This window comes from Carboxydothermus pertinax, from assembly GCF_001950255.1.
Lineage (GTDB): Bacteria > Bacillota > Z-2901 > Carboxydothermales > Carboxydothermaceae > Carboxydothermus > Carboxydothermus pertinax.
This window is the reverse complement of the sequence record NZ_BDJK01000041.1, coordinates 19,511-40,514: the sequence shown is the minus strand read 5'-3', so window position 1 is coordinate 40,514 and position 21,004 is coordinate 19,511. Positions and strand designations below refer to the sequence as shown.

Annotated in this window: 17 protein-coding genes and 1 CRISPR repeat array; all 17 genes read right to left on the bottom strand. The window is 39.6% G+C overall.

Annotation, left to right across the window (positions count from 1 at the left end):
* Positions 1 to 72: 72 nt before the first annotated feature.
* Positions 73 to 507, bottom strand: a complete 435-nt coding sequence (locus tag cpu_RS09410) for a 6-phosphogluconolactonase (RefSeq protein ID WP_075859756.1) — start codon at positions 505 to 507, stop codon at positions 73 to 75.
* Complete coding sequence (locus tag cpu_RS09405) at positions 497 to 1,555, bottom strand: ABC transporter ATP-binding protein (RefSeq protein ID WP_075859755.1); 1,059 nt, start codon at positions 1,553 to 1,555, stop codon at positions 497 to 499. The genes cpu_RS09410 and cpu_RS09405 overlap by 11 nt, the downstream gene beginning before the upstream one ends.
* Before the next feature lie 9 nt (positions 1,556 to 1,564).
* A complete protein-coding gene (locus cpu_RS09400; protein ID WP_051250112.1) occupies positions 1,565 to 2,431 on the bottom strand; it encodes a carbohydrate ABC transporter permease in 867 nt (288 codons plus the stop codon).
* A gap of 12 nt (positions 2,432 to 2,443) precedes the next feature.
* Positions 2,444 to 3,325: a carbohydrate ABC transporter permease gene (locus cpu_RS09395; RefSeq protein ID WP_075859754.1), complete on the bottom strand. Its 882-nt coding sequence runs from the start codon at positions 3,323 to 3,325 to the stop codon at positions 2,444 to 2,446.
* A 12-nt stretch (positions 3,326 to 3,337) separates the two neighbouring features.
* Positions 3,338 to 4,606 carry an ABC transporter substrate-binding protein gene (locus cpu_RS09390; RefSeq protein ID WP_075859753.1) on the bottom strand — a complete coding sequence of 423 codons (1,269 nt, stop codon included), beginning with the start codon at positions 4,604 to 4,606 and terminating at the stop codon, positions 3,338 to 3,340.
* A complete protein-coding gene (locus cpu_RS09385; protein WP_075859752.1) occupies positions 4,590 to 5,795 on the bottom strand; it encodes an ROK family transcriptional regulator in 1,206 nt (401 codons plus the stop codon). Before cpu_RS09385 ends, cpu_RS09390 begins: the two co-directional genes overlap by 17 nt.
* A 309-nt stretch (positions 5,796 to 6,104) precedes the next feature.
* Positions 6,105 to 7,313: an HD-GYP domain-containing protein gene (locus cpu_RS09380; RefSeq protein WP_075859751.1), complete on the bottom strand. Its 1,209-nt coding sequence runs from the start codon at positions 7,311 to 7,313 to the stop codon at positions 6,105 to 6,107.
* A gap of 94 nt (positions 7,314 to 7,407) precedes the next feature.
* Positions 7,408 to 8,649, bottom strand: a complete 1,242-nt coding sequence (locus tag cpu_RS09375; protein WP_075859750.1) for a methyl-accepting chemotaxis protein — start codon at positions 8,647 to 8,649, stop codon at positions 7,408 to 7,410.
* A 325-nt stretch (positions 8,650 to 8,974) separates the two neighbouring features.
* Positions 8,975 to 10,495, bottom strand: coding sequence for an HD-GYP domain-containing protein (locus cpu_RS09370; protein ID WP_075859749.1), 1,521 nt, complete (start codon positions 10,493 to 10,495; stop codon positions 8,975 to 8,977).
* 129 nt (positions 10,496 to 10,624) lie between these two features.
* Positions 10,625 to 11,116, bottom strand: a complete 492-nt coding sequence (locus cpu_RS09365) for an HD domain-containing protein (RefSeq protein WP_075859748.1) — start codon at positions 11,114 to 11,116, stop codon at positions 10,625 to 10,627.
* Positions 11,117 to 11,281: 165 nt separating this feature from the next.
* Positions 11,282 to 11,506, bottom strand: coding sequence for a hypothetical protein (locus cpu_RS09360; protein ID WP_075859747.1), 225 nt, complete (start codon positions 11,504 to 11,506; stop codon positions 11,282 to 11,284).
* A 267-nt stretch (positions 11,507 to 11,773) separates the two neighbouring features.
* Entirely contained in the window at positions 11,774 to 12,370 is a 597-nt protein-coding gene (locus cpu_RS09355) for a hypothetical protein (RefSeq protein WP_075859746.1), read from the bottom strand.
* A 139-nt stretch (positions 12,371 to 12,509) separates the two neighbouring features.
* Positions 12,510 to 14,414, bottom strand: a complete 1,905-nt coding sequence (locus cpu_RS09350) for a hypothetical protein (RefSeq protein ID WP_075859745.1) — start codon at positions 14,412 to 14,414, stop codon at positions 12,510 to 12,512.
* Positions 14,415 to 14,477: 63 nt separating this feature from the next.
* A complete protein-coding gene (locus cpu_RS13685) occupies positions 14,478 to 14,618 on the bottom strand; it encodes a hypothetical protein (protein WP_159433997.1) in 141 nt (46 codons plus the stop codon).
* Between the two features lie 2 nt (positions 14,619 to 14,620).
* Positions 14,621 to 15,316: a hypothetical protein gene (locus cpu_RS09345; protein WP_075859744.1), complete on the bottom strand. Its 696-nt coding sequence runs from the start codon at positions 15,314 to 15,316 to the stop codon at positions 14,621 to 14,623.
* A 442-nt stretch (positions 15,317 to 15,758) separates the two neighbouring features.
* A CRISPR array of direct repeats spans positions 15,759 to 19,592; the repeat unit is 30 nt; unit sequence GTTTCCATCCCACAATGGTTCTATTAAAAC.
* Between the two features lie 157 nt (positions 19,593 to 19,749).
* Positions 19,750 to 20,013 (bottom strand): CRISPR-associated endonuclease Cas2, encoded by a 264-nt coding sequence (gene cas2, locus cpu_RS09340; protein WP_075859743.1) that lies wholly within the window; start codon positions 20,011 to 20,013, stop codon positions 19,750 to 19,752.
* A gap of 1 nt (position 20,014) precedes the next feature.
* Entirely contained in the window at positions 20,015 to 20,998 is a 984-nt protein-coding gene (cas1b, locus tag cpu_RS09335) for a type I-B CRISPR-associated endonuclease Cas1b (protein ID WP_075859742.1), read from the bottom strand.
* Positions 20,999 to 21,004: the final 6 nt, after the last annotated feature.

The window sequence follows — 21,004 nt, the reverse complement described above, 5'->3', positions numbered from 1 at the left end:
ACATAAATATTTGTTTAAAGGAAGATTTTACAGCTATAAAAAGCCAATTTGCGCCTAAAAAATGTTACTTTTTCAGTCCTCTCGCACCGTCCCTGGTTCATTCATGCCTACATGGCCATTAACCCCCAGACCCAGAAGGCAAAACCCTCGCGGAATATTCCTAATTTTCTTTTCCACCGCTGGAATATCTTCGACAAAGCCGGTTAAAACAAGAATTCTCTCATCCGAAATTGCCAGTGGTTCATAAAAGTTTTTTCTTAAATAATACTGGCAGCTTGCCTCATCATCCGGCTTAATACCACCAAATTCATCAAGATTAATGTAATAATTCTGATTCCGGTATTCTCTATCCGCAAGCAAAAGGCATAACTTTTCATAGAGAGGTAAAGGGGTACGACCGGTAGGAAGCACTATAAGTTTGTCCTTATTTTCCCTTAAATAGGAAACAAACTCCCGGCTCAATTTATTAAAAAGTTCTTCCCTGTCGGCAAACACTTTAACTTCCATAGGACACCTCAACCCTTCTACCAGTATCCCTAGCAAAAAAATGCACTGCCTTTTCCGGAAAAGCTAATTTAATTTCCTGTCCGGTATATCCCGACTCCGTTGTTACCACCGTAAGCCGCTGTTGCCCAAGCAACACATGGTGGTAGTGCTCTGAGCCCAGGTATTCGCTAAAAGCAACAAAAGCCTTAAGTGGCAAATCTGGTCCAAGCTTTATCTGGTTCGGCCGTATTCCCAGAATATACTCTCCTGATAAAAGATTTAAATTTAACTGTACTTCAAAGCCTTCTCCTCTAAATATTTTGCGTTCATTATCCCAGACTCCCGGCAAAAGATTCATTGAAGGCGAGCCAATAAAAGTTGCCACAAACGTATCTACCGGTTTCTGGTAAATTTCTTCCGATCGGTCAACCTGCCTTAATTCTCCTTCATAGAAAACCGCGATTCTATCCCCCATGGTCATAGCTTCAACCTGGTCATGGGTAACATAAATAACGGTAATCCCTAAATCCTGCTGAAGCTTCTTAATCTCCGCCCGCATCTGGACCCGTAGTTTGGCATCAAGATTGGACAGCGGTTCGTCCATTAAAAATAGCTTGGGTTCCCGGACAATAGCTCGCCCTAAAGCAACCCTTTGCCGCTGCCCTCCGGACAATTCTCTGGGTTTGCGGTCCAGCAAATCACTTAACCCCAGCATTGCCGCTGTTTTTTCTACCTTAGCACGGATTTCTCTTTCTGGAAGCTTTCTGATTCTAAGCCCAAAAGCAATATTTTCAAAAACATTTTTATGGGGATATAAAGCGTAGCTCTGAAAAACCATCGCTACATCCCGGTCTTGGGGTGGAAGGTCGGTAATTTCTCGCCCATCCAAATAAATTTTCCCGGAAGATACTTCTTCTAAGCCAGCAATCATCCGCAAAGTGGTAGTTTTGCCGCAGCCGGAAGGCCCAACCAGTACCAAAAACTCTCCTTTTGCCACTTCTAAATTTAAATTTTTTACTACTTCTTTATTTTTAAAGCTTTTTTTCACATTTTCCAGGCACAAATACATCTTTTCCACCTAACCTTTCACACTACCACTTGTAAGTCCACTGATAATATATTTCTGAAAAATTAGCGCTAAAAGCACCGGCGGCAATGCTGCCAGTACCCCACCCGTGGCAATCATGCCATAATCCACAGCATTTTTACCGCTAAATTCCGCAATCGCCACGGAAATTGTTTTGGCGTCCAGCGAAGAGGTAAAAATAAGAGCATACATAAACTCATCCCAGGCCATTAAAAAAGCAAAAATACCTGTAGCCACAAGCCCTGGTACTGCTAAAGGCAAGATTACTTTAATAAAAGCTTGCAGACGGGAAAGGCCATCCACCATTGCCGCTTCTTCTAATTCCACCGGCAGGGTGGCAAGAAATCCCCGCATTAGCCACACCACAAACGGGGTGATAAAAGATGAATAAACAATTATCAAGCTGTAAATTGTATCCAAAAGCCCAAGCTTACTCATAATTAAAAACATCGGGATGATAATCGCTATTGGCGGCAGCATATAGGTATAAATAAATAAATATAAAAGTTTATCTTTAAATTTTCCCTGCATCCGGGTAAAAGCATAAGCCGCCATTGTCCCGGCAACTAAAGAAATTACGGTCACCACCAGGGCAACTTTAAAGGAGTTAAACATAGCCCGGTAAAAAGTATAAGCAGTTTCATCGGCAGTATTTCCCGAAAACACCCGGACATAGCGGGAAAAGTCGATATGTTCCGGCCAGAACTTCAAAGGTTTAGAAAGCAAGTCGGCCTGGCTGGCTACACTGGAAATAAATAGCCAGGCAAAAGGTGCTAAAATAATCATTGTCACCAGCAAAAATCCGCCCCACTGCACTAATGCCGCAGCAATCTTCTCTGATTTTTTCCGTACCACCATAAGCTTCCTCCGTTAAAGCTCATTTTTAATTAGCCGGCTGTAGATAATGGCCAGAGCTAAAATAATCAGTGAAATAAGGTAACTTAAAGCTGCCCCTTTACTTAAGTGTAAAAAGCTAAATGCTTCCTGGTAAGCGTAATAGGTAATTACCTGCGTGCCGTTAGCAGGACCTCCCCGGGTCATGATGTAGATAATATCAAAAACCTTAAACGCTTCCATAGTTCGTAAAACAATTACTACCAGCAGGGTTGGTTTCAAGTAAGGAAGAATTACTTCCCGAAAAATCGTCCATTTGTTTGCTCCATCCACCTCACAGGCTTCGTACAAATCCCGGGGGATAGCCTGTAACGCTGCCAGAAGCAAAATCGCTACCAGCGGCGTCATTTTCCAAGCATCGGCTATAATAACCATATTTAAGGCTAAAAAAGGCTTACCCAGCCACGACTGGTAGGTATTAATAATACCTAACTTTACCAGAAGAGCATTTAAAGCTCCGTATTCGGGATTAAATATCCAGCGCCAGAGTGCCCCGTTAACTATTGTCGGTAACGCCCAGGGCAGAATTATCAGCACTCGCAAAATATTTCTTCCAGCAAAATCAGCATTTAAAAGAAGCGCCAGAAGAATTCCGGCAGTAATTTCAATTAACAGCGAAACCACTGTAAAATAAAATGTTCGGCCCAGGGCACCCCAGAAATAATCCTGTTTTAAAAGGTAGAAGTAATTTTTTACCCCTACAAAACCATTTTCCAGAGGATGGGTTAAATCGACGTTGTTAAAACTCAGCCATAAAGTATAAAGGAGGGGGTAGATTACTACCCCCAGAACCACCACCACCACAGGAATAAGCAAAAACACCTGTAATTTTTTCTCCGTCCGGCTAAAATAACTCATCTCTTTCCCCCGCTATTTCTTTAATTGCTTTACCTTGGCCGCAACATCATTTAAAGCCTGTTCCGGAGTCTTTTTCCCTAAAAGAGCGTTTTGAATTTCAACCTGTAAAGCTTGCGAAAGCTCTGGATACCAGGAAACCTGAGGCCGGTTTACAATATACTGGTACTGTTCCTGAGCTATTTCCACCAATTTTTCCTGCCCCTTCTTTACTTCAGGATCGTTATAAAGGGACTTATAAATAGGTAAAGCTAATTTAGCATATTTCTTCTGATTATCTTTATTGGCCATAAAAAGTAAATATTTTAAAGCTTCTTCCTCATGCTTGGTATTTTTCAGAATCGCCAAACCCATACCACCATTTACGGAAGCACTTTTTGCTTTGTCCGATCCGGGCATTAAAGCTATTTCCACTTTACCGGCCACTTTGGATTCCTTGGGGTCATTGGCTAAATTATACATGTAAGTCCAGTTAATAGCAAAAGCCGCTTCACCCTGGGAGAATATCCGGCGGACATCTTCTTCTAAAGATTCTCTGGAAGCAGGATTAGAAAGCCCTTCATCTAAAGACTTTTTCATGAATTTTAAAGCCTCTAAACCAGCACCCTGATTCAATACCGGATTACCATTTTTATCGATAATCTCTCCGCCAAAGGCACCAACCAGGGTAGTATAATCACAAACCACAGCTTCTGCCTGCGCCCAGCTCCAGATAATGGGGTATTTTACCAGTCCTTTATTTTTAATAATCCTGGCATCGGCCAGAAGTTCATCCCACGTAGCCGGTGGGTTTTTAATCCCGGCCTTTTCTAAAATCTCTTTATTGTAGAAAAGATACTTGGTGTCGTTTAACCAGGGCATCCCGTAAAGTTTTCCGTTATACTCTACCGCACTTAAAACGCCGGGGAAAATATCATTTAATAAATTCTGATCAATTTTCCCGGTAATATCCTTAATAAATCCGGCCTGGGCCAGTTCCGGTGTCCAGATACAGTCTACTAAAGCCACATCAAAACCACCGGTGCCAGCTGCCGCACTGGTAACAATTTTATCGTGCAGTGCTTCATACGGCACAAAGGTTAAATTTACTTTAATATTAGGATTTTCCTTCATAAAAGCTTCAGTCATCTGCCGGATATCATCTTCACTATAACCAGCTTGCTTCATATAAAGGGCATTTAAGGTCACCGGCCCTGCTTCTTTTTTGCCACAGCCGCTAAGACCCAGAGTTAAAAATAAAATCCCAATCACTAACAAACTTAATACTTTAAGCTTCCTTCTCATCGTTTTCCTCTCCTTTCAGTAAGGAAAATTTTTGAAAATCCTGCATTTCTTCCAAAAAAGCCGCACATGCCCCCAAAGCTTCAGCTTTTTCGTGAATTTTACTTAATTTAATTTCGAGGCCTTCCTGTAAAGCAATAAGGCTATTTCCCTTGAGTCCCTGCCAAAACCCTTCCTCTAAGAATTCCCAGGCCCTGGTCACCTCCCCTCCTAAAAAAATCTTCTCCGGATTAAAAATATTGACCAGATTGGCAATACCCCGCCCCAATAACTCGCCCCACCATTTAAAAAAGCTTACGCACTTTTCCTCACCATTGGTAGCCTTTAAAAGCAATACATTAAAGTCTTTGGGCAGAGCAGAGTCAAACAAATCCACTAAGCGCGGTAGAGCTTTTCCTGCGACTGTTGCTTCCAGACAGCCTGTCTGACCACAGGTACAGACCACGCTTCTGTCATCCGTTACCTTCATGTGGCCTATCTCTCCCGCACGCCCTTTAAACCCTTTATAGGGTTTGCCCATTAACATTATGCCAGCTCCAATGCCCTGGCCGATTTTAATATAAAGGAAATTGCTTAAATCCTGTCCTTCCCCAAACCACTTCTCGGCAATCGCCATGGCCCGGGCATCATGTTCAATTATTACCGGCAACCCAAATCTTGCTGTAATTACCTCTTTCAAAGGAACTTCCCGCCAGAAAGGCAAATTGTGGGCCGATAAGGCTACTCCTTTTTCATAATCAACCTGTCCCGGTAACGCAAAGCCAATTCCGGTAGGTTTAGGAACCTTTTTCAAGAGTTTTTCTATTACTTTTTCTATCTTTTTTAAAGCTGTTTCCCGGGTTTCCCCCTCCCAGAATATTCTTTCTTCCTGGATAATCTCACCAAGAAGGTTGGTAACTATCCCGGTAATTCCCTTATTGCCAATTTTTACTCCAATGAAATAAGCTCCGGCGGGGTTTATCCTGAGTTTTTCTGGCTTCCGGCCACCAGTTGACTGGCCATAACCGGTCTGGATAATTAATCCGTGATTTAAGAGCCTTTCCACCACAAAAGATATTGTTGGCTTGGTAAGGCCAGTAACTTCGGCCAGCTCTACCCGGGAAATCTCCCCGGCCCGATAAATAGCCCAGAACACCCGGGTAGTATTCAGTTTTTTTATCATTTTACTGTTGCCTTTGATATTCCGATACAAAGTACTACCCCTTACTTAATTAATTTAACTAACTAAGTTATAGATGAAATATTTCGACAAATTTTTTTAATTTCCTGCTTTAATATTTGAACTTTTGTAAGTGAAAATAAGTATTTTGGATGGTACAAATAAAGGAATCGCAGTCTTATCGGTCAATATCGTCTTGGCTAAAGACGTACGAACTTAACGCCTCTGGTCTTAAAGAGGCGTTTTTGTAAAACCCGCTGCCGTTTTATTCTTTCGTACCAATTTAAATTTTCCAGAACAGCTTTTTGCTAGGGAAAAGTAAAATATACCAGAGCTCGCTTTTTAAATTGCACCAATTTCTTTTAAAGTTTGTTCTTTAATTTCGGCAAGCTCTTTTTCTACTCCACTTTTTAAAACCGCAACTACTTCCGGGTCAAACTGGGTCTTACTATTTCTCCTTATTTCTTCTAAAGCAAAGGAAAAATCCCGCCCTTTCCGGTAAATCCGGTCGGACGTAATTGCCTCCAGGCTATCCGCCACCGAACAGATCCTGGCTAAAAAAGGTATCTCCTCTCCTTTTAAGCCATGAGGATATCCTTTGCCATCGTAGCGCTCATGGGACTTTTCCTGCACACTTTTTAGCAAACAGTAAAATTCCGTTTCCTTATTTTTTTTATACGCCGCGATAATTTTTTTCGCTAAATTTTCCGCAAATTTAGCTGCACGGTAATAAAAATCTTCGGGAAATTTTAAGGAAGTCGGAAAAGTTATCACCAAAACCCCTATTTTATAACTACTAAATATCACCGGATACAAAACCGCACTCTCTATACCGCATTTGTTCCAGATCTCCACAAACGGCCCCAGGATGCCTGGATCTTTAAAGGGCAAGATTCTTATCTTCTCTTCCCGGTAACAGGTGGGGATAGGTAATCTTCCAGCAAAAGAATAGGGGGTTTTGCGCAGCGACAGACGGGCAAACTCTTCAATTTTTTCCCCAACGCCAGCAATTACTTTAAAAACTCCCAGGCTATTGGGTACTACTAAAGCTACAAACTGCGGCTCAAGCCAGCGGTAAATTTCTTTTAGGCTTTCCTGAATTACCTCCCGGGAATTGGTTAACAATTCGGCATTGATAATTTCTCTGGGTTCCTTCTCTACCGGTTCATAAATTAACTCCTCAATCAACCGTTTTAAATAAAAAACCGCTGGCAAAATTTTATTTACTTTTTCCCGGGAATAATTAGAAAAAACAAATTCAATTATGGCTTCAGAAAAAAGGTCCAGTTCGTTTAAAAATATAAATATATTCGCATTCCTCTGGATATGTATACTAATAATCTCCTGTAAAGCTTTAAGATTATTTTGCTCTTTAATGCCTTTTAAAAAAATAACTAATTTTTTTAAAGTTTCCTCTAAATTAAGAGAAAATTCCCAGACAGTATTAAGTTTTTGTTCAAAGCGCAGCAACACCTGTTTTTCAAAATTTTCATCCTTTAAAAGCTCAGAAAAAACCGGTACCGCCAGTTGATAAAGAATTTCCTTTACCATGATTTTCACCTAAACCGTCGTTTAAATGTTATTTCGACACTTTTTTATCTCTTCCAGCCAATAAGAACTATTTTCAAAAGATTTTCCTCACATTCTATATCTTATATTTCCCTACTTCCTGATTTAGTTCCTCTACTACCCTGCCCAACTCGGTTATATTCGCTCCTACTTCTTCCACCATAGCGGTGGTTTCCTCAACGAATGAAGACGTTTCCACCGCTGTTTTCGCTAAATGAGCAGCCATATTTTGCATTTGCCCGGTTCTTTCGTTGATTCTTTCCGCTCCACGCTTTAATTCCCTTGCCTTTTCGGCAAATTCTTGATAGTTTTCCGCGGTTTGTTTTACCACTTCGCCAGCTTTGCCGGCATCCGCTTCCACTTCCTGCAACTGCCGGTGGATGTTGACCAGTTCTCCTTGGATTTCTTTTGCTTTATTTCTTGTACTGTCGGCCAGCTTTTTTACTTCCTGGGCTACCACCGCAAATCCTTTGCCCGCTTCCCCGGCTCTCGCCGCTTCAATAGCAGCGTTTAGCGATAGCAGGTTGGTTTGCTCGGCAATTTCGGTAATGAATTCGGCCACTTCCATTAAAGCGTTACTGGTTTGAGCTGCTTTATTCACCTTGGCTATGAGTTCTTCAATCCTCTTAACGGTTTCCTCACTGGTTTGCCGTCCCTCTTCGGACCTTTCCTGAATATAGCCTGTTTCTTTAACCGCCTGATTGATTAAGATCGCCAGATTCTCGGCGGTTTCTTTCAACTGTTCGGCTATACTGGTTACGTTGTTAACCAGTTCCGCTTCCCGGATTACCCCGGTGTTGATTTGCTCCACCGCTCCCAGTATGCCCTCCATACTGCTGTTAAGTTTCTGGGTTTCCTGCTGCATTAACGCTAATATGCTTTTATTTCTGCTAATCATGGTGTTGTAAGCCTTAACTAAATCATCCAGTTCATCCCTGCCAAACATAGCTTTCCTTTGAAAAGCGTCCGCGGTTAAATCCCCGGAACTGATTACATCACAGTATTTGGTTAGCCGTTTAACCGGCTCAAACAAGTCCTTGATAATTTGCCGGCTAAAAAAGATTAAAGCTCCCAGCATCGGGATAAACATGGCGACCATTAAAAGCAGTACATTATGGGTAGCTTTCTGAGCTGCATCGTGCAAAATTTGGATATTACCGTGCCCTGTGAGCTGATTAACACTGTTCACCAGTCCAAAAAAGATCACATACCCGAAAGCTATGCCTACGAAGATGATAGCAAAGATACTGCCAAAAGCGATGAAATATTTTATCTTTAAAGACAGGTAGATATCACGAATGTTTGTAATCCCTGTCAATTTTTATGCCTCCTTTAAGTCATAAAATATTCTATTAAATTGGTAAAATAAAGGAATATTTTCACAAAATAAATTGAAAAAAAAACACTTTTCTATTTAAAATTTTTCGACAAAAATTAAACTTTTCCTGCAATACTTTTAAAATTTTTCGCTTTTATTAAAAAACTAAAAACGCAAATAAGGCTTTGTACCCATTCTATTTAGCAAAGGCCATAATTTAATGCTTATGACGCTGTTGAAGAACTGCAATGTTAACGAATTGCGCAAGGACATGAACGAAATGAAAAATAAAATCACTACCATTGAAGGCAAAATCACTAAATTCTTAAGTGGCACCAATTTCTTTTAAAGTTTGTTCTTTAATTTCGGCAAGCTCTTTTTCTACTCCACTTTTTAAAACCGCTGCTACTTCCGGATCAAACTGAGTCTTACTATTTCTCCTTATTTCTTCTAAAGCAAAGGCAAAATCCCGCCCTTTCCGGTAAATCCGGTCGGACGTAATTGCCTCCAGGCTATCCGCCACCGAACAGATCCTGGCTAAAAAAGGTATCTCCTCTCCTTTTAAGCCATGAGGATATCCTTTGCCATCGTAGCGCTCATGGTGGTAACGGACAATTTCCCGCACCTCCATCGCCACATCCATCTCTTTCACTATCTGGTACCCGTACTCCGGGTGCAAGCGCATCACCAGCCATTCTTCCCCGGTTAAACTTCCGGGTTTTAATAAAATCATATCGCGAATCCCAACTTTACCTACATCGTGAAATATTCCCCCGGATCGTAAATAATCAATCCCCTCCCGATCTATCCCCAGTTTTTCTCCCAGGTAAACCGCATACCGAGTAACCAGCTGGGAATGATAAGCGGTGTAAGGGTCTTTTTTCTCCAATAAACTAACCACCACTTTAAGCGACTTTTCCTGCGCACTTTTCAGCAAGCAGTAAAATTCCGTTTCCTGATTCTTTTTATACAGGGCTATCACTTTCCTGGCTAAATTTTCGGCAAACCTGGCTGTCCGGTAAACTAAATCTTCCGGAAACTTTAAGGGGGTGGAAAAGGTAATAACCAGCACCCCTATTTTATAACTGGTAAACAGCACTGGATACAGCACCGCACTTTCAATCCCGCACCTATCCCAGATTTCCACAAAGGGTCCTAAAATATTGGGGTCCTTGCAGGGTAAAATGCGCACCCTCTCTTCCCGGTAGCAGGTAGGGATGGGTAGTCGCCCGGCAAAAGAATAAGGAGCTTTTCGTAAGGAGATCTTTTTAAACTCTTCGATTTTCTCGCCCACCCCCGCTACCACCTTAAAAACTCCAAGGCTATCTGGTGCTACTAAAGCCACAAATCTTGGCTGCAGCCAGTGGTAAATTTCCCTCAGGGAAAATTCAATTTCCTTTTGGGAAAAGGTTAATAAATCCGCCGTAATGATTTCTTTGGGCTCCTTTTCTGCCGGTTCAAAGATTAATTCTTCCACCAGTCTTTTTAAGTAAAATACCGCCGGCAATAGTTTTTTGTCTTCTTCCCGGGAATAATATGTGAAAATTAGTTCAATCAAGGTTTCGGAAAAAAGATCCAGTTCCAATAAAAATAAAAAAACATTGGCCTTTTTTTGAAAATGGTTACGGATGATTTCCTGCAGAACTTTAAGGCTTTTTTGCTGCCTAATTCCAGCAAAAAAGATCTGTAAATCTTGCAGGGCATCGTCAAAATTTACCGCATATTTCTGGGTTAAAAGAAGCAACTTTTGTTGAAAGCTGCTTAATACCTCTTCTTTAAATCTTTCGTCCTGCAAAATCTTCGAAAAAACCGGTATGGCTAACTGGTAAAGAATTTCCTTTTCCATATTTTCACCCAATTGGTTTTTTAGTAATCTTTCTTAAAAAGATTTCGACAATTTTTGGCTTCTTCCTGCCACCCGGGAAATATTTTCTACCGCACAAAAAAACCCCAGCCTTTGTAGCCGGGGATTTGGTTAAAGATACGTTTTAATGGCAATGTTCCTGCCGGTGGTAGTCTTAAAATTTTTTTCGATTATCTTTTTTACATTTTCTTTATTTTTATCCAAACCCTCTTCCTCGATGTTTACCAGAAGGTCCGCTTCCCAGATAACCTGAAAATCCAGTCCATCATTTTTTTCTGCGGTATGATGTCCACCTATGATATAGCAAACCCTTTCAATAATGCTTTTGTCTTCGTTATATTTAGCCATTATTTCTCTGGCAATAGGCGGCCCTTCTATTTCCTGGTATTTCCCGGCAGAAGAATTATATTTTTGTTCCGCAACAATGATACCTATATCGTGAAGAATAGCAGTTATAGTAATGATTTTCTTTAAATCCCCTTCGATTTTTTCCCCTTCCATTATTCTTTCCGCATAATTAAGTACTTTTAGGGCGTGGTTGATCCGCCTTGTATCATCCCCAAAATAGTTCTTCATCGCTTCAATATACTTTTCCTTGTACATATTATTTCATCCCCCTCTATCCCGATCAGCCATACCGTAAAAATTACGCCATTGGGGTTGGCCTTTATATACTTGTCCTCTCAATCTATATTTCTATAATAACCTCATCTGCCGTTATTGTACAGACAAAACTACTTTTCCTTTTAACCTGCTGAGGATATCTAATCAATAATTAATACTTTTTAACTCATCAAAAGGCAAAAAATTAAAGGCTGTTAACCTTTTGCCAACAGCCTCCGTTTTAATCTCATTTTTTAATCTTTGCCAATCGCAAATACCTTCCCGGGCAATTTTATACTCTAAGGTTGATTTAAGTTGCGAACGCTTTAAAAATTCCTCATTACTATAAATTAAAAGGTCAACCGGAACTTTAACGTTGGGGCCATCCACTTAATACGCAAACACAAGTTTTAAATCAACGATAAGATCGTCTTGATTTCCTCATCATCCGTATATATCCCTGGTCGGTGTAACACTATATATATAGCTAATGTTAATTTTTTACAATATGTACCTTTTGCTTTGCCACAGTCACACAAAAAAACCCAGCTTTGCCGCCGGGGCGATTTCTATCCCTTAATTTTGCGGCCAGTTTTTACTAAAATCATTAAAACTGCTTTTGGTTCAGTAAAAACATCTCGGCAAATTTAACTCAAATTAACGCTTGCTTGTCCACAAAATTCCTGAAACTACCTTTCGATCACTTCCCCAAATCCAATAATCAATGCTGCTGGTTTCCCATGGGTAATACTCATTCCTACGCTTTAATTGGTCTAAAACAGTATTTCCTAACTCTGCTTTCCTTTTTTCAATGGAAACAAAGGCAATGGGGATATTTTTATCCATGGCGTACTCTTTTGCTTTTTGCCAATTATGTTTATATTTGTCTGCGCCATTTGTATAATTGAGCATAACTATCAGACCAAAACTAATCCCATTATAATCTTTTGTATTTTCCAGGTAGGCTGCAATTGAATCTATTTTTTCCAAATATTTAGTTACTAATGTTTCAACCTCAACTACTATAAAAGGTTTGTCACCTTTACATAATAGAATATCTGTATTTTTTTGCCCTTTTCTTCCCTTGCCGACTAAGGGAGAGGGGGCTCCATCCAACACAGAATGCTCCGGGGACTTTCTAATCCATTCACTTGACAAAAAACCAATAATGGAACTATGAGAATTGCCATACATTTTAGTGATAATACCCCAATTAAACATCCTGATAAAATTTTCTATAAAAGCAGAAATCATGTTGTTATCTCCCCTTAGCTACCATTTTTCGTCTCGCGCAAAGAAAAAGAAAAAGGATGATTGCCCCTATTTTTCGCAAACTTTTCACCTTCCTTTCTTTACTGCATAATGAAAGCAGGCGGGATTTCCCGCCTGCTTTTTAGTAAGGCCAGTAATAAGATATTTCCATGTACCACGGCACAGCATATCCGCCGCGACCTTTGAAAATCACATGGGTGCTGTTAACCAGCTGCTGATAGTTTACTCCGTATCTTGGCTGCAGCAGATATTCTGGAAAACCGGTCAAATCAGAAGTTTCGTGCAGGGTTTTGAAGGTGGTGTCGTAATTGCCGTCGGCGGTCATGTTGAAGCCCACTTTGATGGTCACGGCATTTGCCATTCGCTGCAAATCTTTGTAGATGGCATCATTATTATTCAAAGTCCAGCTTAAAGCCGTATTATTTCTTACCGGATCATAGGCAGTGAAAAGACGTCCGTTTATACTGGTTAGGTGGTCTTTGTCATATTCGGCCAGCTTCAGATCAAAGTGGGGGTTGCTGGATAGGTCATTGGTATTTGCAGTAAAGTAGTTAACGAAAACCGGTACTTTATTATTTTTCAGGGTCTCCAGGACTTTTACCAGCACCTCCGGGTCCTGATTGCCGAATTCTTCCCAGGGATAAACGGTGCCTTTATAGACCAGCACGTCGCTCTTGGGTTTGGTTTGCAGTTCCTGCCAGGTCTTCTCCGCCATGTAGTCGGTCAGGTCCAAAATCACGTTTACCGGCTGGTCAAACACGATTTTTACCTTGTGGGGTTTCAGAAAACCTTTGACGGTGATCGATTTAACCTGATCCTTGCCGGGAGTTAGCTCATAATCGGTGATGTATTCGTAATCTAATGTGGTATCATCGCCCAATCTAATCTGTTTTTGCCGCAGTTCCAGCTCGTAAGGGTAATACCAGAAACTTCTTACAACGGGAGTTCCCAGCCAGACTTCCTTGTAAATGCTTTCGGCTTTGGTTTCCGGTTCGCTGCTGGCAGCATAGGGATACGGTACAAGACTTGCCTTTGAATTGGCTATAGTTTTAATTTTGTTATTAATTTGCTCTAAGCTTAAAATATTCGTGTTCCATCTATTAACATAGTAATCTTCACAAGCAGTAACACCGAACACGTCAAACATGTGGTCCTTATCATGGGCTAAAAGGTCAAGGTTGTACATGTAGAAATCGTAGTGCACGGCGTTGGCGGCGTACGCGGTGGCTAATTTGGCTTCTTCGTCGGTTAACGGTCTGCCGTTCATGGTGTAGTTGGCTTTGAAAAGATAGAAAATTCCATTATTTAGATAATAGTCGGGAACAGGAACATTGCCTTTTTTTACAAAATACTCTTGGTAGTTATTATTTGCTTCTACATACCAGGGTAAATCTGGCCCAGGCTTTATATAAGTCTTATAAAACTCCCACGCTGTATTAATCAAATCCTGCCGCGACTTCACATCAACTTTTGGCATTCCCGTTACCGGCGGTAAGCCTACTTTTTTCGTGTTGTCTGGAGGAATCGGTACGTTCTTTACTATTACCTTCACGTACCTGTAATTATTCTTGCTGTAACGCTCCGGCAAAAACCTCATGCTGTTCAGGGTTTTAAGCTGGTCGGCAGTTAAACCATTGGTTACTTTCTGGTTAACATAAGTTACTACGTAATAGGTTCCGTTTTCCAGTTTAAGGGGTAAAGTTACCTGGCGATAGTTGACTGATTTGGTGGCTACATTGCCTACCCATGCTTGCAATACCTGTCCCTTGCTGTTTTTAAGCTGAATTACTACCGGCACATTCTCATAGGTTTTGGCATAAGGACTGCGGCTTACTTTGACCGTTACCGTCAAATTCAACTGGCTTGGTTTGGTTTTCAACGTTTTGTAATCAATGGTGTAGTAGGTGCGGCCGTTAACATAAAGTCCGTACGCTTTGTAATCGGGCAAAGTTGCGGCATAAGCCACCGTAACGATACCTATCAGTAAAGCCAAGGTTAAAAGTAAAGCGGTTAGTTTTTTATGCATGTTCTCAACTCCTTTTTTGGGATTTTTACCAAATATCAATGTTAAAGTGATAAGGTTACTGTTTTAGCAGGGCGTTTCATGTTTACTTGTATTATGTTTATCTTTCTTTACTAAAACCCCGTGATATTTTGCTAAAGTTTGCTGATTACCGCTGCCTTCAACAACAATGATTCGTTTAAAACATTTTTGGTAAAATATAATCAAGTTTAAACCTCCCAGAATCCTTCGGCTTTTAACGTAAAAATACTTTTCGTTTTAACTAAACTTCCGGGCATAAAACTCGGGTATAAAAATATTCGTTTACCAAAATGTCTTTTTCCATTGTTATCTTCCGTGTAGCGCTGTTCCAAAACTTCCACTTTGCCCATTAATTTTTCATTTACTCCATCTTTCATTAAAACATGAGCTAAGACCGGCGTATCTTGATCCAATATAAAAAATAGATTGTCCTCGTCAAAATCCACCTTTACTTTTATCTGGTCAAATAAATTAATTACCTTTTCCTTTTCAACTTCTTCCGCTTTTTGAAACTCCGGATTAAAGAGCTTTCCCCAGCCGTATTTCCGCTCCCCACCCACATAAATCACTTCCAGTAACTCTTTTAATTTCTCCAACGATATTGCCTCATTTTTTACAAAAATATATCCGGTAAAAGAAACTTTTTGGCTGTGGGGATTGCGGGTTTGCGGGCAAACATACTCAATCTGATAAAGAGAACCTTCCCGAGCAGACCGTAGCTCATAATCAATCGAGGTCTGGGCAGTAGCGTTTAAGAAATAATATTCAAACTCTTCAGGCGTAACTTTTTCTCCACCCGCCCGCCATCCAACTTCATTTTCAGAGATAATCGGAAGAAATACCTTTTTCCTTTTATCGCTTTGACCGTCACTTTCCCAAATCATCGGGAAAAAATATGTTGCCCGAAAATTGTTCTTTATCCACCGGAAGCTTGCAGCATAAGGTAAATAAAGATAGAAAAAGCATGATCCAAACCATCATTTTTTGTAATCAAAGGCCAATCCATTCTTTAGTATACCTCGCCTTTGCTAGTATATTTTTTATTAAAATAAATAGTAACGTTTATCAATATTAAATCAAATATTCGCCATTTTTAAGGAAAATCCTCTTTAATTTTTCTCTTTTTGCCATATTTCTCGATTAATTTACAAAATTTTAGAGTTAATTTCGCAAGCTTTTAAAAATTAAAAGCAGGAAAATTAAAACCTTTTCCTGCTTTAAGCTTCTAAATTTTTAAAATTCCACTTCTAAATGGCTTTTTTAAACCTGCTCCGCTGAAGCTTCAGGCAGTTTAATTCCCGGTGGAATTTGTACTGCAAATCCAGCGTTTCCACTCCACAATGGTTCTATTAAAGCAAGCAGAGCTTGAAAAGGCTGGTTATAGGGTAATTTTAACCCGGTTTCCACCCCAGAATGGTTCGATTAAAACAGTTGAAGTAACTTTGCGGCTTGTGCTACGGTGAGGATGTTTCCATCCCACAATGGTTCTATTAAAACATGCGGGACCTAATCCAGGAGGCTGTGGCTATCGGCCGTTTCCACCCCACAATGGTTCTATTAAAACACAGCTCTTTCTGCCTTTCTTAATTCACTTAACTTAGTTTCCACCCCACAATGGTTCTATTAAAACATGGTTCAACTTCCCTGCAAACTGTTGCAAGATACAGTTTCCATCCCACAATGGTTCTATTAAAACGCTTTAATATGTACCGCTATCTTTACCGGAATGCGTGTTTCCATCCCACAATAGTTCTATTAAAACCCGCAGAAGCAGTTTGAAGCTGTCACTTTTGCTTTGTTTCCATCCCACAATGGTTCTATTAAAACTGATACGGTTTTGGGAAGCCAAAACAAACGCGAACAAGTTTCCATCCCACAATGGTTCTATTAAAACTGATACGGTTTTGGGAAGCCAAAACAAACGCGAACAAGTTTCCATCCCACAATGGTTCTATTAAAACTACTCCACTAGCCAACGTCCTCCACCTCCATTACCAGTTTCCATCCCACAATGGTTCTATTAAAACTGGCGACCAGTGGCCGGCACCGACGGAAAAAACGAGTTTCCATCCCACAATGGTTCTATTAAAACCCGTGGGCATTTCACCCCGCCATAATTTCGCCTCCCCTGTTTCCATCCCACAATGGTTCTATTAAAACTTAATTGTGAGCGTTGTGGCAAAAACCTTTTTGAGAAGTTTCCATCCCACAATGGTTCTATTAAAACTACTTCCTCCCCATCTTATTTTTTCTTATTTCTTTCGTTTCCATCCCACAATGGTTCTATTAAAACTATTATCATATTTGAACCACCTTTTAATATTCAACTAGTTTCCATCCCACAATGGTTCTATTAAAACCTTCTAATTTTTTCTGGAACTTCTTATATTTATCCCGTTTCCATCCCACAATGGTTCTATTAAAACTTTTATGGAAGAAACTCCCGAAAATTTAAGGGCTAAGTTTCCATCCCACAATGGTTCTATTAAAACTTTTTAATTTTGTTATTAGTTTTTACTTTTATAAGTAGTTTCCATCCCACAATGGTTCTATTAAAACGGTTTATATGAACAAGTTCAAATTCGAAGCGTATTTGGGTTTCCATCCCACAATGGTTCTATTAAAACTCACCTCCATATAAAAAATTTTTAAATTATAATTTTGTTTCCATCCCACAATGGTTCTATTAAAACTCACCTCCATATAAAAAATTTTTAAATTATAATTTTGTTTCCATCCCACAATGGTTCTATTAAAACTAAAGTAAAACCATAAAAACACCTCCTAATAATAAAGTTTCCATCCCACAATGGTTCTATTAAAACTTGCTTTTATTCAACTAAGGCCGGCCGGGATAGCCTTGTTTCCATCCCACAATGGTTCTATTAAAACTACCTCATCTGCAAAAACATCTGAAACATCTATATAGTTTCCATCCCACAATGGTTCTATTAAAACTTCTCAAGGACGCCTTCTTGAAGATGTGGGGACGTGCCCGTTTCCATCCCACAATGGTTCTATTAAAACTGGGCACTCCGTGGGGTCGTGTATGGTGTTTTTAACCACGTTTCCATCCCACAATGGTTCTATTAAAACAAACTGGGACTCCCTGACCGGGAACCTGCTTCGGTAGGTTTCCATCCCACAATGGTTCTATTAAAACTTAAATAATAGGCGTCGTTATTATGAGCGTTTAGCAGGTTTCCATCCCACAATGGTTCTATTAAAACCTAAAGACAGAAAGGCCGGTTAGAAAGGCTAAAATTGTTTCCATCCCACAATGGTTCTATTAAAACATTACTAAAAATATTCCATTTTCCAACAGAACCAAGGTTTCCATCCCACAATGGTTCTATTAAAACTGCGGGTAAGTGGTAAAAGGCCGGGCGAGGGAAGTCAGTTTCCATCCCACAATGGTTCTATTAAAACTGAATACTTTAATGTTTTTAATGTGTGGAAGAATGATGTTTCCATCCCACAATGGTTCTATTAAAACATTATCCAGTGATTTGATGGACGTTGCTAAAAAGTGGTTTCCATCCCACAATGGTTCTATTAAAACTGTATTCGAAGCGAATACGAAAATTAATATTGACTTGGTTTCCATCCCACAATGGTTCTATTAAAACTTACATTGTTTTATAATAAGGTTAGAAAATTAAAGGGTTTCCATCCCACAATGGTTCTATTAAAACCCTTAACGGGTGGGCCCCTGGAGGGCGTTTTTCCCTCCGTTTCCATCCCACAATGGTTCTATTAAAACAAAAAAGCTGGTGTTTCTCGTTCTGCTTATATGGCTAGTTTCCATCCCACAATGGTTCTATTAAAACGCAAGGGAACCCCTTACGTTCCCCTCTGCATGCTCCGTTTCCATCCCACAATGGTTCTATTAAAACTAACGTTTAATTTGGATTATATAGATGCAAATTATTGTTTCCATCCCACAATGGTTCTATTAAAACATTTGAGTAAAGATGTATGTAACTGGTATGAAGAGCGTTTCCATCCCACAATGGTTCTATTAAAACTTTAATAACTGATGAGGGTATTGTAGAAGTTCATCCGTTTCCATCCCACAATGGTTCTATTAAAACGAACAGAAAATAATGAAATTCTGCATCCTGTTTTTTAGTTTCCATCCCACAATGGTTCTATTAAAACAAAGGAGTTAATGGTCGTTCAAGCGGTGCGGTAACTGTTTCCATCCCACAATGGTTCTATTAAAACGCAATTTAAGAGAAATTTTTAGTCAAAGTTCTAATCAGTTTCCATCCCACAATGGTTCTATTAAAACTAGTTATGATGCAAATAAAATTAAAATTACTAGCAAGTTTCCATCCCACAATGGTTCTATTAAAACGACACAGCGATTTAGCCAATATTATATCTAAACAAGTGTTTCCATCCCACAATGGTTCTATTAAAACCTTTGCCGGAAGGCAGCAGGATAAAGTTCTCCCAGTTGTTTCCATCCCACAATGGTTCTATTAAAACCCGTGCTTTGACCTGCTCGCATTCCTTGACCTTAGCGGTTTCCATCCCACAATGGTTCTATTAAAACGCGGCCGGCTTTATACCAGCGGAGACGAATTCAATGCGTTTCCATCCCACAATGGTTCTATTAAAACCTTTTGCTTTTAGCTTATCCCAGTTCTTAATAATCGTTTCCATCCCACAATGGTTCTATTAAAACGAGGCTACTGAAACAACGTCTACAACAGAAATACCAAGTTTCCATCCCACAATGGTTCTATTAAAACGGTGAAAGGGGGGAAGGTGAGTGAGATGGGGGAGAAATGTTTCCATCCCACAATGGTTCTATTAAAACTTTGCTTGCAATATTTGGCCCTGCGCTTATAAAAACGTTTCCATCCCACAATGGTTCTATTAAAACTCATTTATGATGCTTTAGCACCTGTTGCTTTAGAATGTTTCCATCCCACAATGGTTCTATTAAAACTTTCCACTTTCACTTTCATCACCTCCTATCCCTGCTTGTTTCCATCCCACAATGGTTCTATTAAAACAAAGTTTATAGGAAGCGATGGAACCGTTATTCCAGCGTTTCCATCCCACAATGGTTCTATTAAAACTTAAATATGTTATGTTATCTAATTGGATTTCCCCAAAGTTTCCATCCCACAATGGTTCTATTAAAACCCATCCTGAAAGCCTTAAAAAATAAGGCTTTCGGGTAGGTGAAAACCTTAAAATCGTCGTCGACCCCCGATAGTGCAAAAATCCCTGGGCAGCGACGACATTTTTTTATTCCTTTGCCATTTATTATTCGCTTTATTCCGAATTTTTCCTGCTTTTTTTACAAAAAATCACTTATCGGATTTTTCTCCTTACCCAAAATTCCCCTTTCCACCCACTTAGGGGTTGAAAAAACGTAGTACAGCACTGCATCTTCCTCTTCACAAATTAATTTTTTTAGCCCATATTTTACTTTTTCAAACTGACTTTCGGTTAAATTTCCTTCAAACACAGAATTTTGCACCCAGTTTAGGTACTTTCTTAAAAACTTACACGCCTTGGCTACTCTTTTTTCCCCAATATCGTAAACGATAATAACATACATCTTACCACCACGCCCTAAATCCCCGGTAGTTTTCATCCCCAATTAAATACTTTATCAATCGATAGGCTTCTAATTTTATTAAGTTCTGATATGATACATGTCTTTTTAAATTGCGATGCTCAATGGTCGAGCGAAGTTTTTCTTCATACTCCTGTAAAAAAGCTTTTTTGCCCTTTTCCTTTAAAAAACAATAACCTTCTTCGATTTCAAAATCATCTTCGGTGATAATATTTCGATTTAATACGGTAAAAATAACCCGATCTACAATTATCGGCTTAAAAATTTCACTTAAATCTAAGGCTAAAGAAAACCGACGTTGCCCCGGTTCGTGTAAATAGCTGATTGTTGGGTTTAACTGGGTATGGTAAATTTGGGCAAGCACTGTAGTATAAAACACCGTATTCCCAAAGGAAATTAAAGTATTTAAGATATTATCCGGCGGTCTTTTAACTCTTTTTTCCATTTCATATCCCGTAATTAACGGAAATGCCCGGTAATAGTACTGCCGGATATTACCTTCAATTGCCATTAGTTCTTCTGGGTCTTTGGCCCTTTTTATTTCCTGTTTTAAACTTTCTATACCGCTAATTTCGCTTTCTACTCTATACCCTCGATTTTTATAATAATTTAAATTCCTTAAAATATTATCCGAAGCCGCTTCTACTATTTCCCTAGCAATGGTCATTCGTTTTTCCAAATCAAGATAATGCTCTACCTGTTTTACCAGAAGAAAGCCGGAATTTAAATAATCTCTTGGCATAAAGCTTCCGGTATAAAAGCCATAGTAGTTAAAAAAGTGAAGAGTAATATTATTTTGAGCAAGAAAATTTACCGCTTTAGTATTTAAGTCAACCTCTCCAAAAAAATAAATGCTTTCAATATTTTCCACCGGTAGCGGTTTCTTGCTTTCCTCGGTTTCAAAGTACAGGGTGTTGTCTTTTCTTCTTAATCTTCCGCTGTTAAAAATATAAATCGTCCTGCCCATACTCTC